This is a genomic window from Zestomonas insulae (genome assembly GCF_016901015.1).
Taxonomy (GTDB): domain Bacteria; phylum Pseudomonadota; class Gammaproteobacteria; order Pseudomonadales; family Pseudomonadaceae; genus Aquipseudomonas; species Aquipseudomonas insulae.
Genome location: NZ_JAFEUP010000002.1, coordinates 865,869 through 880,694, shown reverse-complemented (window position 1 = coordinate 880,694; position 14,826 = coordinate 865,869). Strand labels below are relative to the sequence as shown.

At 63.4% G+C, this 14,826-nt stretch carries 13 protein-coding genes; 3 read left to right on the top strand and 10 right to left on the bottom strand.

Features of this window, described 5'->3' with window-relative positions; genetic code table 11:
- Window position 1 precedes the first annotated feature (1 nt).
- Window positions 2-2,665 (top strand): DEAD/DEAH box helicase, encoded by a 2,664-nt coding sequence (locus JQX08_RS09650; RefSeq protein WP_205348148.1) that lies wholly within the window; start codon window positions 2-4, stop codon window positions 2,663-2,665.
- On the opposite strand, the gene JQX08_RS09645 is transcribed toward JQX08_RS09650, so the two are convergent.
- Genes JQX08_RS09645 through JQX08_RS09630 form a run of 4 tightly spaced genes read right to left on the bottom strand, consistent with a single transcriptional unit; the run spans window position 2,662 to window position 5,712 of the window.
- Window positions 2,662-3,399: an S-methyl-5'-thioinosine phosphorylase gene (locus JQX08_RS09645; protein WP_205348147.1), complete on the bottom strand. Its 738-nt coding sequence runs from the start codon at window positions 3,397-3,399 to the stop codon at window positions 2,662-2,664. The genes JQX08_RS09650 and JQX08_RS09645 overlap by 4 nt on opposite strands.
- Window positions 3,400-3,408: 9 nt before the next feature.
- On the bottom strand, window positions 3,409-4,419 hold the full coding sequence (gene nagZ / locus JQX08_RS09640; RefSeq protein WP_430472514.1) for a beta-N-acetylhexosaminidase: 1,011 nt from the start codon (window positions 4,417-4,419) through the stop codon (window positions 3,409-3,411).
- Window positions 4,420-4,428: 9 nt separating this feature from the next.
- A complete protein-coding gene (locus tag JQX08_RS09635) occupies window positions 4,429-4,953 on the bottom strand; it encodes a L,D-transpeptidase (RefSeq protein WP_205348146.1) in 525 nt (174 codons plus the stop codon).
- 48 nt (window positions 4,954-5,001) lie between these two features.
- Window positions 5,002-5,712: a TetR/AcrR family transcriptional regulator gene (locus JQX08_RS09630; protein ID WP_205348145.1), complete on the bottom strand. Its 711-nt coding sequence runs from the start codon at window positions 5,710-5,712 to the stop codon at window positions 5,002-5,004.
- A 222-nt stretch (window positions 5,713-5,934) separates the two neighbouring features.
- Between JQX08_RS09630 and lexA the strand changes: the two genes are divergently transcribed.
- Window positions 5,935-6,552, top strand: coding sequence for a transcriptional repressor LexA (gene lexA / locus JQX08_RS09625; RefSeq protein WP_205348144.1), 618 nt, complete (start codon window positions 5,935-5,937; stop codon window positions 6,550-6,552).
- A gap of 10 nt (window positions 6,553-6,562) precedes the next feature.
- Entirely contained in the window at window positions 6,563-7,033 is a 471-nt protein-coding gene (gene sulA / locus JQX08_RS09620; RefSeq protein ID WP_205348143.1) for an SOS-induced cell division inhibitor SulA, read from the top strand.
- 73 nt (window positions 7,034-7,106) lie between these two features.
- Here the strand turns inward: sulA and JQX08_RS09615 are convergent, their stop codons facing one another.
- From JQX08_RS09615 to fadB, 6 genes are all read right to left on the bottom strand, one after another.
- Window positions 7,107-7,343, bottom strand: coding sequence for a hypothetical protein (locus JQX08_RS09615; protein ID WP_205348142.1), 237 nt, complete (start codon window positions 7,341-7,343; stop codon window positions 7,107-7,109).
- A 69-nt stretch (window positions 7,344-7,412) separates the two neighbouring features.
- The gene (locus JQX08_RS09610) at window positions 7,413-7,931 is read right to left on the bottom strand and encodes a DUF6586 family protein (protein ID WP_205348141.1); all 519 of its coding nucleotides are present in this window, start codon (window positions 7,929-7,931) and stop codon (window positions 7,413-7,415) included.
- A 77-nt stretch (window positions 7,932-8,008) separates the two neighbouring features.
- Entirely contained in the window at window positions 8,009-10,618 is a 2,610-nt protein-coding gene (gene topA / locus JQX08_RS09605; protein WP_205348140.1) for a type I DNA topoisomerase, read from the bottom strand.
- A gap of 103 nt (window positions 10,619-10,721) precedes the next feature.
- The gene (locus JQX08_RS09600) at window positions 10,722-10,958 is read right to left on the bottom strand and encodes a DUF1653 domain-containing protein (protein WP_205348139.1); all 237 of its coding nucleotides are present in this window, start codon (window positions 10,956-10,958) and stop codon (window positions 10,722-10,724) included.
- A 71-nt stretch (window positions 10,959-11,029) separates the two neighbouring features.
- Window positions 11,030-12,205 (bottom strand): acetyl-CoA C-acyltransferase FadA, encoded by a 1,176-nt coding sequence (gene fadA, locus JQX08_RS09595; protein WP_205348138.1) that lies wholly within the window; start codon window positions 12,203-12,205, stop codon window positions 11,030-11,032.
- A gap of 30 nt (window positions 12,206-12,235) precedes the next feature.
- A complete protein-coding gene (fadB, locus tag JQX08_RS09590) occupies window positions 12,236-14,386 on the bottom strand; it encodes a fatty acid oxidation complex subunit alpha FadB (RefSeq protein ID WP_205348137.1) in 2,151 nt (716 codons plus the stop codon).
- Window positions 14,387-14,826: the final 440 nt, after the last annotated feature.

Genomic DNA, 14,826 nt, shown 5'->3' with positions numbered 1-14,826 from the left:
GATGGACGACCTGAGCACCTTCGTCGCTCGCCTGGGTGAGCTGCCCTGGCGCGAGGCGTTCGACGCCGCGACGCTGGAGCGCGGCGAAGGCTATGCCCGTGAAGGTCGTCCACGCTTGGTCGAGTTCCACGACGGCCAACTGGTCTCTAGCTGCCGCGGCTCCGGCGAGCAGTTCTACCGCCAGCGCATTCGCATGGGCGGCGCCGGTTCGCCGGTGATCGGCTTCTGCAGCTGCCCAGTGGGTTACAACTGCAAGCACGTCGCCGCCACCCTCCTGCACCTGGAGCAGGCGCCGACGCTGCACCGCCTGCCAAGCCGCCCGAGCGCACGCCGCATCGAACACGTGCAGCCGACGCCGGTGCTCAGCCTCGGCAGCCTGCTCTACAGCCAGTACGACCCGCGCAGCCGGCGCATGCTGCGCGTGCATCAGCACCGCGCCGGCCTGGCGTTCGACTATGACGGCGCGCGCGCCCATGGCCGCGCCAGCAGAAACGCCGCAGTGCAACACACCCTCGCTGGCGAGCCGGTCCAGATCACCCGCCAGCCACAGGTCGAGCAGACGCTGCGCGACACCCTGCAGCATTTCGGTTTCAGTGTCGCGCTGCGGCAGAGCCAGGCGCTGCCGCCGGATTCCGCGGAGATGTTCGAGCTGGGCAGCGACAACGCCTGGCTGCAGTTCGTCCAGCAACGCTTGCCGACCCTGCGCGCGCAGGGCTGGACGATCGAGATCAACCCCGGCTTCGCCTTCGACCTGACCCCGGTGGACAGCTGGTACGCGCAGATCGACGAAGCACCCGATCAGGACTGGTTCGACCTGGAACTGGGGATCATTGTCGACGGCCAGCGCATCAGCCTGCTGCCGGTGCTGCTGCGCCTGCTGCGCAGCAGTCCCGAGCTGCTCAGTGCGCAGCACCTGGCGCTGCGCGGCGATGACGAGACACTGCCGCTGCAGCTCGACGCCCAGCGCGCGGCAGACGGGCATCCCTTGCAGATCCTGCTGCCCTACGGGCGCCTCAAGCCGGTGCTGGCCACGCTCGGCGAGTTCTACCTGCGCGATCAGCCGATCGGCCCCAGCGTGCGCATTCCCGCCCCGGATGCCGCACGCCTCAACGGCCTGAGCGGCCTCGACCTGAGCTGGCAGGGCGGCCAGCGCCTGCGCGAGTACGCCCGCAAGCTGCGCGACAGCCCGCACACCCTGACCGCCGCCCCGGCTGGCCTGAATGCCGAGCTGCGCCGCTATCAGCAGGAAGGCCTGAGCTGGCTGCAGACCTTGCGCGAACTCGGTGCTGGCGGGGTGCTGGGCGACGACATGGGTCTGGGCAAGACCCTGCAGACCCTCGCTCACCTGCTCGTCGAGAAGCACGCCGGGCGCCTCGACCGCCCCGCCTTGGTGGTGATGCCGACCAGCCTGATTCCCAACTGGCAGGACGAAGCCGAACGCTTCACCCCGCAGTTACGCGTGCTGACCCTGCAAGGACCACAACGGCGCAAGGACTTCGCCCACCTGGCCGACTACGATCTGTTGCTGACCACCTACGCGCTGCTGCCGCGCGACCTCGAGCACCTGCAGCGGCAGCCGCTGCACGCGCTGATCCTCGACGAGGCGCAACACGTCAAGAATCCGGGCAGCAAGGCGGCCCACGCAGTACGCCAGCTGCACACACGGCAACGCCTGTGCCTGACCGGCACGCCGCTGGAAAATCACCTGGGTGAGCTGTGGGCGCTGTTCGATTTCCTCCTGCCCGGCTGGCTCGGCGACAGCCGTCAGTTCAGCCGCGATTACCGGGTGCCGATCGAGAAACTCGGTGACGCCGAGCGCCTGGCCCAGCTCAATACGCGGATCAAGCCGTTCCTGCTGCGCCGCAAGAAGGAAGACGTGGCCAAGGAGCTGCCGGCCAAGACCGAGATCGTCCACTGGGTCGAGCTCAGCGAAGCGCAGCGCGACCTCTACGAGACCGTGCGCCTGGCGATGGACCGCAAGGTTCGCGAAGAAATCGAGCGCAATGGCCTGGCGCGCAGCCAGATGGTGATCCTCGAAGCTCTACTGAAGCTGCGCCAGGTCTGCTGCGATCTGCGCCTGGTCAAGCAACAGTTGCCGGTGCGCCGCACGGGCAGTCATTCCAGCAAGCTCGACAGCCTGCTGGAGATGCTCGGCGAGCTGCGCGAGGAAGGCCGCCGGGTGCTGCTGTTCTCGCAGTTCACCTCGATGCTGGCGCTGATCGAAGAGGAACTGCAGCGCCGCGACTGGAGCTACGTGCAGATTACCGGGGCGACCCGCGACCGCCGCACGCCGGTGCAACGCTTCCAGAACGGCGAAGTGCCGCTGTTCCTGATCAGCCTTAAGGCCGGCGGCACCGGCCTCAACCTGACTGCCGCCGACACGGTGATCCACTACGACCCGTGGTGGAACCCCGCCGCCGAGCGCCAGGCCACCGACCGCGCCTACCGCATCGGCCAGGATCGCCCGGTGTTCGTCTACAAGATGATCGCCCGCGGCACGGTCGAGGAGAAAATCCACCAGCTGCAACAGCACAAGGCCGCGCTCAGCGCCGGCGTGCTGGAAAGTGGCCAGAAGGCCGACTGGCAGATTCTTCCGGAAGACATCGAGGCATTGTTCGCCGCCCAGCCTGGGGCGCCGGCGAAACGCCCCGAACCGCTCGCTTAAGCCGCCAGCACGCGGGCCAGCACCGCCTTGACCTGATCCATGCCGTCGCCGAGGGCACGCTCGATCTCGGCCATGGTGATCACCCCGGACGCCTTGCCGGCTGCCGGATTCACCACCAGCGACAGGCTGGCGTAGGGGAGTTCTAGCTCGCGGGCCAGCACCGCTTCGGGCATGCCGGTCATGCCGACGATGTCGCAGCCGTCGCGCTCCATCCGCACGATTTCCGCCACCGTCTCCAGGCGCGGCCCCTGGGTGCAGCCGTACACGCCCTGCCCGCTGTAGGCGCAGCCTTCGGCGGCCAGCGCGGCGATCAGCAGCTCGCGCAGGCGTGCGTCGTAGGGGTAGCTGAAATCGACATGAGTGACGTGATCCAGCTCGCCGGCGAAATAGGTGTGCTCACGCCCGGAGGTGTAATCGATGACTTGATCCGGCACGCAGAAATGCCCGGTGCCCATGGCTGGGTGGATGCCGCCAACGGCGTTGACCGCGAGAATCGCCTCGGCGCCGGAGTGCTTGAGCGCCCACAGGTTGGCGCGGTAGTTCACCTGGTGCGGCGGAATCCGGTGTGGGTGGCCGTGGCGGGCGACGAACAGCACCTCGCGGCCGGCATAGTCGCCGCGCAGCAAGGGTGCCGACGGAGCGCCGTAAGGGGTGTCGACGTTCAGCGCGGCGCTGATGGTCAGGCCTTCCAGCTGGGTCAGGCCGGTGCCGCCGATGATCGCGTAGACAGTCATGTAAGCTCCTCAGTCGATCAGTTGCGCAGTCCGCAGCTCGGCCACCGCGGCCGACCAGCGCGGATGCTGCCGGTATTCAGTAGAGGCGAAGCCCTGGCCGCGCATGCGCGCGAGACGCGCCGGCGGCTGCACACGCAGGCGCTGCAGGGCGCTCAGTGCCAGCTCCGCGGCGGCGCGGTCGTTGCACACCAGGCCCATGTCGCAACCGGCACCCAGCGCCGCCTCGATGCGGTTGGCGGCGTCACCGACCACATGGGCGCCAGCCATCGACAGGTCGTCGCTAAAGATCACCCCATCGAAGCCCAGTTCGCCGCGCAGGATGTCCTGCAGCCACCGCCGCGAGAAGCCGGCGGGCTGTGGGTCCACTTGCGGGTAGATGACATGCGCCGGCATCACCGCCGCGAGCTGCTGGCTCAAGCGCGCAAACGGCTGCAAGTCGGCTGCACGGATCTGCTCCAGGCTGCGCTCGTCGGTCGGGATCGCCACATGGGAGTCGGCTTCGGCCCAGCCGTGCCCAGGGAAATGTTTGCCGGTGGCGGCCATCCCCGCGGCGCTCATGCCGCGGATAAAAGCGCCGGCCAGCTGCGCGGCACGCTGTGCATCGCCCTCGAAGGCACGACTGCCAACCACTGCACTGCGCTGGTAATCGAGGTCGAGCACCGGCGCGAAGCTCAGGTCCAGACCTACCGCCAGCACCTCTGTAGCCATCAGCCAACCGCATTGCTCGGCGAGCCACTCGGCGTTGTCGTTGTCGGCGATCGCGCGCATCGCCGGCAGGCGCAGGAAGCCTTGGCGCAAGCGCTGCACGCGGCCACCTTCCTGGTCGACGGCCAGCAGCAGGTCCGGGCGTAGCGCGCGGATCGAAGCGGCCAGCTCGCGAACCTGGCGCGGGTGTTCGATGTTGCGGGCGAAGATGATCAGCCCGCCGACCTGCGGTTGACGAAGAATCTGCCGGTCTTCGGCGGACAGCCAGGTGCCGCCGATATCCAGCATCAGAGAGCCCTGCAGGCTTGCAGTCATAAACAATCCTTAAGCGAGTTCAGCCGTCGCCCACTGCGGACACGGCGCTTCATCGATCTGTACCGCGCAATGCGCGGGCACACGGGGAAAGAGTTCCAGCAGATCGGCGTTCCGCAGGCGGATACAGCCATGGGACAACGGCACGCCCAGAGGTTCACTGTCGGGGGTGCCGTGGAGATAGACGTAGCGACGGAAGGTATCCAGCGCGCCCAAACGGTTGCGGCCAGGCTCGCAACCACTGAGCCAGAGGATGCGGGTCAGAATCCAGTCGCGACCGGGAAACTGCTCGGCGAGCGCGGGGCTCCAGACTTCGCCGGTCCAGCGCCGCCCCCTGAGCACCGCGCCCTGGGGCAGGCCGTCGCCGATCTTCGCCCGCACCTGATGGCGGCCACGCGGCGTACAGCCGGAGCCGTTGCGCTCACCGGCGCCGTTCAAGGCAGTCGAGACTGGCAGACGCAGCAGCAGCTGACCATTGGCGAATCCGTAGAGGACCTGGTCAGCAATAGAGATATGCAGGAAATCGAGGGTACGCATGGGCGGCTAGCTTAGCCGAACGCGGCCAGCGCGCCCACTGCGCGAATGTCAGGCCTTGGCCGGCTGCAGCGCGGCCGACTTGGTCCGCGGCTTGAGCTGCGCCGCGGCCAGCGACTCATCGCTGAGTCCGCTTTCCGCGCGCATTGCGGCGGCAAGGAACGGCACCATCAGACGCATCACCTGCTCGATCGACGTGTTGACGCCGAAATCGGTCTCGGCGATCGCTCGTAGCGCCTTGATCCCGGACATGCTGAACGCCGCCGCACCGAGCATGAAGTGCACGCGCCAGAACAGCTCGATTGGCGGGATGCGCGGCGCAGCTTCCTGCACCAACAGCATGTAGCGACGGAACACTTTGCCGTAGACGTCTTCCAGGTAGCGCCGCAGGTGGCCCTGACTCTGACTGAACGCCAGCCCGAGCAGACGCATGAAGATCGACAGATCGTTGCCACTGCGCGGCTTCACCGCCAGCGCATGTTCGACGAGGATTTCCAGCAGCTCTTCGAGGCTTGCCTTCGGCTCAGGCTTGGCCTGGCGACGATCCAGCTCACGTTCGAGGCTGGCGCAGAACGGCCCAAGGAAGCGCGAGAACACCGCCTGGATCAGGGCCTTCTTGGAGCCGAAGTGATAGTTCACCGCCGCCAGATTGACCCCGGCCTTGCTGGTGATTAGACGCAAGGAGGTTTCAGCGAAACCCTTCTCTGCAAACAACTGTTCTGCTGCATCGAGAATCCGTTCGACGGTTTCTGACTGGGCCATGGCGAAAACTACCTAACAAACACTTGTTTGAAACATACGTATCGCTCTGCTGCCTTGTCAAGCAACGGCTTGGATTTTCAGCCCGACTTCTTATAGCCAAGACGCTGGCCGTCACTTTCAGGTAACAAGCCTGTCCGAAATGCCCGATCGCGCGAAGTCGCTTGCCACAGGACAATGACTGTATATAATCCCAGTCACTGTATAAAAAAACAGAGCCAAGCCATGCTAAAACTGACGCCGCGACAAGCCGAGATTCTCGCCTTCATCAAGCGCTGCCTGGAAGAAAACGGCTTTCCCCCGACCCGCGCAGAAATTGCGCAGGAGCTCGGCTTCAAATCGCCGAACGCCGCCGAGGAGCATTTGAAAGCCCTCGCGCGCAAAGGGGCGATCGAAATGACCCCGGGCGCATCACGCGGCATTCGCATCCCGAGCTTCGAGCCCAGCAACAGCAGCGACGAAGATGAAGGCCTACCAGTGATCGGCCGGGTCGCCGCAGGCGCCCCGATACTGGCACAAGCCCACGTGGAAGAAACCTGCCGGATCAACCCGGACTTCTTCCACCCTGCTGCTGATTTCCTGCTGCGCGTACGCGGCATGAGCATGAAGGACGTCGGCATCCTCGACGGCGACCTGCTGGCCGTTCACAGCATTCAGGAAGCGCGCAACGGCCAGATCGTAGTGGCGCGCCTCGATGACGAAGTCACCGTGAAGCGCTTCAAGCGCGAAGGCAACAAAGTCTGGCTGATCGCGGAAAACCCCGAGTTCGCCCCCATCGAAGTGGATCTGGAAACCGACAATCTCGTGATCGAAGGTTTGAGCGTCGGCGTCATTCGCCGCTAAAGGAGTTCCTATGCAGTTCCCGCAGTCTCTCAGCCGTACGCAACTTCCGCTTTTTGATGCGTTGCTCGCTCAACCGGCAGCTCTGATCGGTGAGGCGGCGGACCCCGTCTGGCTCGATGAGCCGGAAACATTCAGTGAACTGACACTGCGCGGCGCAGCCGGCAACCGGCTGCATCTGCTGGCGCCAATCCTGCGGGAACTCAGTGATAACCAGGATGCGCGCTGGCTGACGCTGATCGCGCCACCCAGCAGCGTGACGCAGGCATGGCTGCGCAAGGCGGGACTGAACCGCGAGCGCATCTTGATTCTGCAACCGCGCAAGGACCAATCCGCGCTGGAGCTAGCTTGTGAGGCCCTGCGCCTGGGCCGCAGCCACACCGTAGTCAGCTGGCTCCACCCGCTACACAGCCCCGCCCGTCAGCAGCTGGCCAGTGCGGCCAGCCTGGGTGAAGCCCAGAGCTTGAACATCAGCCTGGGTTGATCGAACCGCCGAGAGCTCGGCGCCCCTCGGCACATGGATGTGCCACCTTTATCAGCGCGGCATCCGTTCAGCGCTAGTGCAATACCCGCGGACCATCCTCGTCGCGCTCGAAATCACCCTCCGCCAAACGCCCCGCCATCTGAACACCGACGTTCAACATCGCCTTGGCGACCTCAACGTGATAGCCCTGCAGGAACGACTTTGCTTCGCCGGAAAACTCCAGCGTGACCAAGGTTTCTTCATCCTCGGCCCGACGCAAGGCGATGCGCCCGTCAGGTAATTCGATGATTTCAAGAAAAGAAGTAGGCATCAGAGACTCCAGAACAATGCCGAGAAGTGGAGCGAGCTCGAGGCAGGTCGAGCCGCAACGTCAAGCGACTCAGCACTCACTGAGTGATTCGCGGAAACGCAGAGCCAGGCTCTTCAGTTGTTGGCGCCAGTCTTCCAGTTCCTGACGGGCCAGAGCGGGCGGTTCGTCGACCAGGCTGACCGACTGAATCAGCGGCAGCGTCGGATCGACCTTGGCAGTTTTTGGCGCCTGTGGCGGCTGAAACAGCGCCGCGTAAGCCGTCAGCAACTGCGCCAGCCAAGTTGACGGCTGCTGCGCCAGTTCGACCAGCTCTGCCAGTTCGGGGCTAGGAGCCGACTCCAGCACAGATGGCGCCAGCAGCAACTCGGCACGCGGTGCGGCAGCCTGGGCGAGCCGATAGTACCCGGCGATTTCATGGCATAGGCCCAACAATGCGCCGTACAGATGGAACAGCGCTGCTTCGCGCTCGGCCTGCACCAGCGCCTGCGCATTCATCATGCGCCCCTCCTCCGCTTGCTGCCAGGCATTGAGCGCCAGGCCGGCGAAGAACAGCTTTTGATTCGTGCGGGTATAGAGTTCATGGGCCACTGCCGCGCCCTCCCAAGCAAATACGTAACTATACGCGTGCCGGCTCAGCCAGCCGGCACACGCTCATCCGATTGTGTTCAGCGCTTGTCTTCGACCTTCCAGGCGCCATTGGCGTAGAACGCCCGCCAGCCGGTGGGCTTGCCATCCACTTCGGACTGCACGTACTGCTCCTTGGTCTTGCGGCTGAAGCGGATTACCGCCGGGCGGCCGTCCGGATCCTTGCCCGGCGCTTCCAGCAGGAAGTGGTACTTCGGATCCAGCTCGGCCTTGTGCGGAATCAGCTCCAGCACCAGCGGCGCACGGGTTTCGCGATTCTTCGGGAACTGGCTGGCGGCGAGGAACAGGCCGGAGGCGCCGTCACGCAGCACGTAGGTATCATCGACCTTCTCGCACTTGAGCTCCGGCATCTTGATCGGATCGATCTTCGGTGGCGCCGCCTCACCGCTCTTCAGCAGTTTGCGGGTGTTCTTGCAGCCCGCATTGGTGCACCCGAAGAACTTGCCGAAGCGGCCGGTTTTCAGCTGCATCTCGCTGCCGCACTTATCGCATTCCAGGCTCGGCCCTTCGTAGCCTTTGATGCGGTACTGGCCCTGTTCGATCTCGTAGCCGGCGCAATCCGGGTTATTGCCGCAGATGTGCAGCTTGCGGGTCTCATCGAGCAGGTAAGCGTCCATCGCCGTGCTGCAGATCGGGCAGCGATGCTTGCCGAGCAGCACCAGCGACTCCGACTCACCCTCGTCGTCCGCGGCGATCTCGTCGCCGGGAATCAGGTTGATGGTCGCCTTGCAGCGCTCTTTCGGTGGCAACGCATAGCCGGAGCAACCGAGGAATACCCCGGTGGAGGCGGTACGGATCATCATCGGCCGGCCGCAGTCGCGGCAGGCGATGTTGGTCAGGGTCGGCTGGTTGGCACGCATGCCATCGTTGGCAGCTTCGGCCAGCTCGAGCTTCTTCTTGAAGTCGCCATAGAACTCGTCGAGCAGATGCTTCCACTCGCGCTCGCCCTGGGCGACGTCATCGAGGTGCTCTTCCATACCGGCGGTAAAGCCGTAGTCCATCAGGTTGGCGAAGCTCTCGTTGAGCCGCTCGGTGACGATGTCACCCATCTTTTCGGCATAGAAACGGCGGTTCTGCACGGCGACGTAGCCACGGTCCTGGATGGTCGAAATGATCGCCGCATAGGTGGACGGCCGGCCGATTCCGCGCTTCTCCAGCTCCTTGACCAGGCTGGCTTCGGAGTAGCGCGCCGGCGGCTTGGTGAAATGCTGGCTCGGGTCGAGCTTGAGCAGCTTCAGCGCTTCGCCTTCGGCCATGTCCGGCAGCACGTCGTCTTCGCCCGGCTTGCTCTGCTGCGGCAGGACACGGGTGTAACCGTCGAACTTGAGGATGCGGCCCTTGGCGCGCAGCTCGAAGGTGCCGGCCTTGACGCTGACGGTGGTCGACAGGTACTCCGCTGGCGGCATCTGGCAGGCCACGAATTGACGCCAGATCAGCTCGTACAGACGCTCGGCGTCGCGCTCCATGCCGGACAGCTGAGTCGGCTTGGTGTTGACGTCGGAGGGGCGAATCGCTTCGTGCGCCTCCTGGGCGCCCTCTTTGCTGGAATACACGATCGGCTTGGCCGGCAGATACTTCTTGCCGAACTCACCTTCGATGTAGGTGCGCGCCATCTCCACCGCATCCTGCGAGAGGTTGGTGGAGTCGGTACGCATATAAGTGATGTAGCCGGCCTCGTAGAGACGCTGCGCCATCATCATGGTCTTCTTCACGCCGAAGCCGAGGCGATTGCTCGCCGCTTGCTGCAGCGTCGAGGTGATGAACGGTGCCGACGGCTTGCTACTGGTCGGCTTGTCCTCGCGCTTGACCACGCTGTAGTTGGAAGCCTTGAGCTTCTCCAGCGCGGCAGTGGCCTGGGCTTCATTGAGCGGCTTGAAGGCTTCGCCATTCTCGCGAGCCACTTCGAAGCGCACGGTGGCGCTCTTCGCAGTGCCGAGGTCGGCATGCACTTCCCAATATTCTTCCGGCACGAAGGCGCGGATTTCCTTCTCACGCTCGACGACCAGCTTCACCGCGACCGACTGTACGCGACCGGCGGACAGGCCGCGGGCGATCTTCGACCACAGCAGCGGCGAGACCATATAGCCCACCACACGATCGAGGAAGCGCCGCGCCTGCTGGGCGTTGACCCGGTTGATATCCAGTTCGCCGGGCTGCGAGAAGGCCTCCTGGATGGCCTTCTTGGTGATTTCGTTGAACACCACGCGCTTGTAGCGGCTGTCATCGCCACCAATGGCTTCGCGCAGGTGCCAGGCGATGGCCTCCCCTTCGCGGTCCAAGTCGGTTGCGAGATAGATGGTGTCGGCATCCTTGGCCAGGCGACGCAGTTCGTCGATGACCTTTTCCTTGCCGGGCAGAATTTCGTACTTGGCCTTCCAGCCATTCTCCGGGTCGACGCCCATACGCGAGAACAGCTGGCGCTTAGCCTTCTCCTTAGGCGACAGGACCGGCGCTTCGGCCGCCGCGGCCTTGCCGCGCTTGGCGGGCTCCTTGGTGGCAGAACCCGATCCGCTGGTAGGCAGGTCACGGATGTGGCCGATGCTCGACTTCACCACGTACTGGTTGCCCAGGTACTTGTTGATGGTCTTGGCCTTGGCCGGGGATTCCACGATGACCAGCGATTTGCCCATGGAGAGGAAATTTCCTGAATTCGAGAGAAGAAAAAGGCGGGGCGCCTGAGCGGCACCGCTATATATAGTGGCGAGCAAGGCAAGGTCAAGGCTTGCCCCGAGCTCACGGACGCCCGAACAGCTCCGCTTCGGCCTGCACCAAAGCAAAGCGTGGAACGGGCTGGCCGTCCACTTCGACCGTTTCGCGGAACATGCTCAGCGGCCGCACCCACAGGCCGTACTCGCCGTACAGCGCCTGATAGACCACCAGCTCTTCCTCGGTTTCGGAATGATGCGCCGTGCCGATGACACGGTATTCCGGACCCTTGTAGTGGCGATAGAGACCTGGCTGCAGCGACATGAATGCTCCCGACGACCGACTGAAAAAAGAAAACCGGGGCACAAGGCCCCGGTTCGTTCCATCCCGATGCGTTAGACGCGTTCGAAGACGGTGGTGATGCCCTGGCCGAGGCCGACGCACATGGTGGACACCCCGAAGGTACCGCCATTCTGCTTCATTACGTTCAGCAGGGTGCCGGAAATACGCGCACCGGAGCAACCGAACGGGTGGCCCAGCGCAATCGCGCCACCGTGCAGGTTGACCTTCTCTTCCATCTTGTCGAGGAGTTTCAGGTCTTTCAGCACCGGCAGAGCCTGCGCCGCGAAGGCTTCGTTGAGCTCGACGAAATCGATGTCAGCCATGGTCAGACCGGCGCGCTTGAGCGCCTTCTGAGTGGACGGCACCGGGCCGTAGCCCATGATCGCCGGATCAACACCGGCCACCGCCATGGCACGCACCACGGCCATCGGCTGGATGCCGAGGTCCTGGGCGCGCTGGGCGCTCATCACGATCATGCAGGAAGCGCCGTCGGTGATCTGCGAGGAAGTACCTGCAGTCACGGTGCCGCCTTTCGGGTTAAACGCCGGCTTCAGGGCCGCCAGGCTCTCGACGGTGGTCTCCGGACGAATGGTTTCGTCGAAGTTGAACACCTTGAGGAAGCCGTTCTCGTCGTAGCCTTGCATCGGGATGATTTCATCCTTGAACTTGCCTTCGACGGTGGCCTTGTGAGCCAGACGATGCGAGCGCTCACCGAAGGCGTCCTGCGCCTCACGGGTGATGCCGTGCATCTTGCCGAGCATTTCGGCGGTCAGGCCCATCATGCCCGACGCCTTGGCGGCGTACAGGGACAGGTGCGGGTTCGGATCGACACCGTGCATCATGCCGACGTGGCCCATGTGCTCCACGCCACCGACCACGAAGACATCGCCGTTACCGGTCTGGATGGCTTGTACCGCGGTGTGCAACGCGCTCATCGACGAACCGCACAGGCGGCTGACGGTTTGACCGGCAGCGGTGTGTGGAATCTGGGTCATCAGCGACGCCATGCGTGCAATGTTCCAGCCTTGTTCCAGGGTCTGGTTAACGCAGCCCCAGATCACGTCTTCCACTTCAGCCGGGTCCAGCTTGGTATTGCGGGCCAGGACGCCACTGATCAGGTTCGCCGACATGGTCTCGGCACGGGTGTTGCGGTGCATGCCGCCCTTGGAACGACCCATCGGGGTACGACCGAAGTCGACAATGACTGCATCTCTAGGATTCAGGCTCATAAATTCACTCTCGCTCTGTTCGTTCCGCGATTAACCGAAAAACTTCTGGCCGTTTTTGGCCATTTCGCGAAGCTTGGCGGTCGGGTGGTACAGCCCGCCCAGATCGGCATATTTGTCAGCCAGGGCAACGAATTCGGCTACACCGATGCTGTCGATGTAACGCAGCGCACCACCACGGAAGGGCGGGAAGCCGATGCCGTAGATCAGGCCCATATCGGCCTCGGCAGCGGTTTCGACGATGCCGTCTTCCAGGCAACGGACGGTTTCCAGGCACAGCGGGATCATCATGAAGTTGATGATGTCCTCGTCGGTCACTTCGCGCTGCTCGGTGACGATCGACTTGAGCAGCTCGTAGGCCACCGGATCGGAGACCTTCTTCGGCTTGCCGCGCTTGTCCATCTCGTAGGCGTAGAAGCCTTTGCCGTTCTTCTGACCGAGGCGGTTGGCTTCGTACATCACGTCGACGGCAGTCTTGCCTTCCACGGCCATGCGGTCCGGGAAGCCTTCAGCCATCACGTCACGACCATGGTGACCGGTGTCAATACCGACCACGTCGGACAAGTACGCCGGGCCCATGGGCCAGCCGAACTTCTCCATCACCTTGTCGATGCGCACGAAGTCGACACCGAAGCCCAGCAGCTTGGAGAAGCCGCCGAAGTACGGGAACAGCACGCGGTTGACCAGGAAGCCCGGGCAATCGTTAACCACGATCGGGCTCTTGCCCATCTTCTTGGCGTAAGCCACGGTGGTGGCCACGGCCACTTCGCTGGACTTCTCGCCACGGATCACTTCCACCAGCGGCATCATATGCACCGGGTTGAAGAAGTGCATGCCGACGAAGTTTTCCGGACGCTTGAGGGCCTTGGCCAGCAGGCTGATGGAGATGGTGGAGGTGTTGGAGGCCAGGATGGCATCTTCCTTCACCACGCCTTCCACTTCAGCGAGCACGGCTTGCTTGACCTTCGGGTTCTCGACTACGGCCTCGACCACGATATCGACATTGCCGAAGTCGCCGTAGGACATGGTCGGACGGATGGCGTTGAGCGCAGCAGCCATCTTCTCCGGCTTCATGCGACCCTTCTCGACCATCTTACCGAGCAGCTTGGAGGCTTCGTTCAGACCCATTTGGATACCCTCTTCGCGGATATCCTTCATCATGATCGGCGTGCCTTTGGAGGCCGACTGGTAGGCGATACCGCCACCCATGATGCCGGCGCCGAGCACGGCGGCCAGTTTCACGTCTTTGGCGATCTCGTCGTGGTGCTTGGCCTTCTTCTTCAGCTCCTGGTCGTTCAGGAACAGGCCGACCAGGCTGGCAGCGACCGAGGTCTTGGCCAGTTTGACGAAGCCAGCTGCTTCCACTTCCAGCGCTTTATCGCGACCGAAGTTGGCGGCTTTCTGGATGGTCTTGATCGCTTCGACCGGGGCCGGATAGTTCGGGCCGGCCTGGCCAGCAACGAAACCTTTCGAGGTTTCGAAGGCCATCATCTGCTCGATGGCGTTGAGCTTGATTTTTTCCAGCTTCGGCTGACGCTTGGCCTTGTAATCCAGCTCGCCGGAGATGGCGCGCTTGACCAGGTCCAGGGCGGCTTCTTGCAGCTTGTCAGCCTTGACCACGGCGTCGACCGCACCCACTTTCAGGGCGGCATCGGCCTTGTTTTCTTTACCGGAGGCAATCCACTCGATGGCGTTATCGGTACCGATCACGCGCGGCAGACGCACGGTGCCACCGAAGCCCGGGTAGATGCCCAGTTTGACTTCCGGCAGACCGATCTTGGCGGTTTCCGCGATCACCCGGTAGTCGCCGGCCAGGCACATTTCGAAACCACCGCCGAGCGCGATGCCGTTGATCGCCACAACGGTCGGAACGCCGAGGTCTTCGAAGTCGCTGAAGATCTTGTTGGCTTCGAGGTTGCCGGCCACCAGCTCTTCATCGGAGAGCTTGAAGTTTTCGGTGAACTCGGTGATGTCGGCGCCGACGATGAACACGTCTTTCTTGCCGCTGGTGACGATCACGCCTTTGATCGAACCGTCGGCCTTGATGGCATCCACCGACTGGCGCAGATCGGCCAGGGTCAGACGGTTGAATTTGTTGACGGACTCACCCTTGAGGTCGAAATTCAATTCGACGATGCCACTTTCAAGAGCCTTAACCGTGATGGCTTTACCTTCGTAAATCATCAACTGATCTCCACGGTATGGAAGCTGAACAGTACACGTCAGACGCCTGAAGCGCCGGGTGTTCCCCGTCGCAGAGCCTTCGATGGCCCGGCACACCCGCCGACGCGATAGTCGGGTTACCGTTGAAAAAAACGTCTGCCACAGCGGCAAACAGTCATTTCATACGCCCGTTTGATTTGGGTGCGCACACCATCGGGGAAAAGCCGCGGAATGTCAATTGGCATCACCCGTTCTGATGAGGCGCAGCCGCTCAAGCGCCGTGCTACGCGGCAAAACCAGCACTCATCTATGAGCAGTTATAAATCCAAATGATGATGCTTATGGCCACTACCCAGGCATCGGCAGGATGTGATGCGCCGCACGCCTAGCCAAAGCACAGCGGCCTAGGTACATTCGTTCCAAACTCCGGATCGACGGATAACAACAAGACCCCAAAGGGG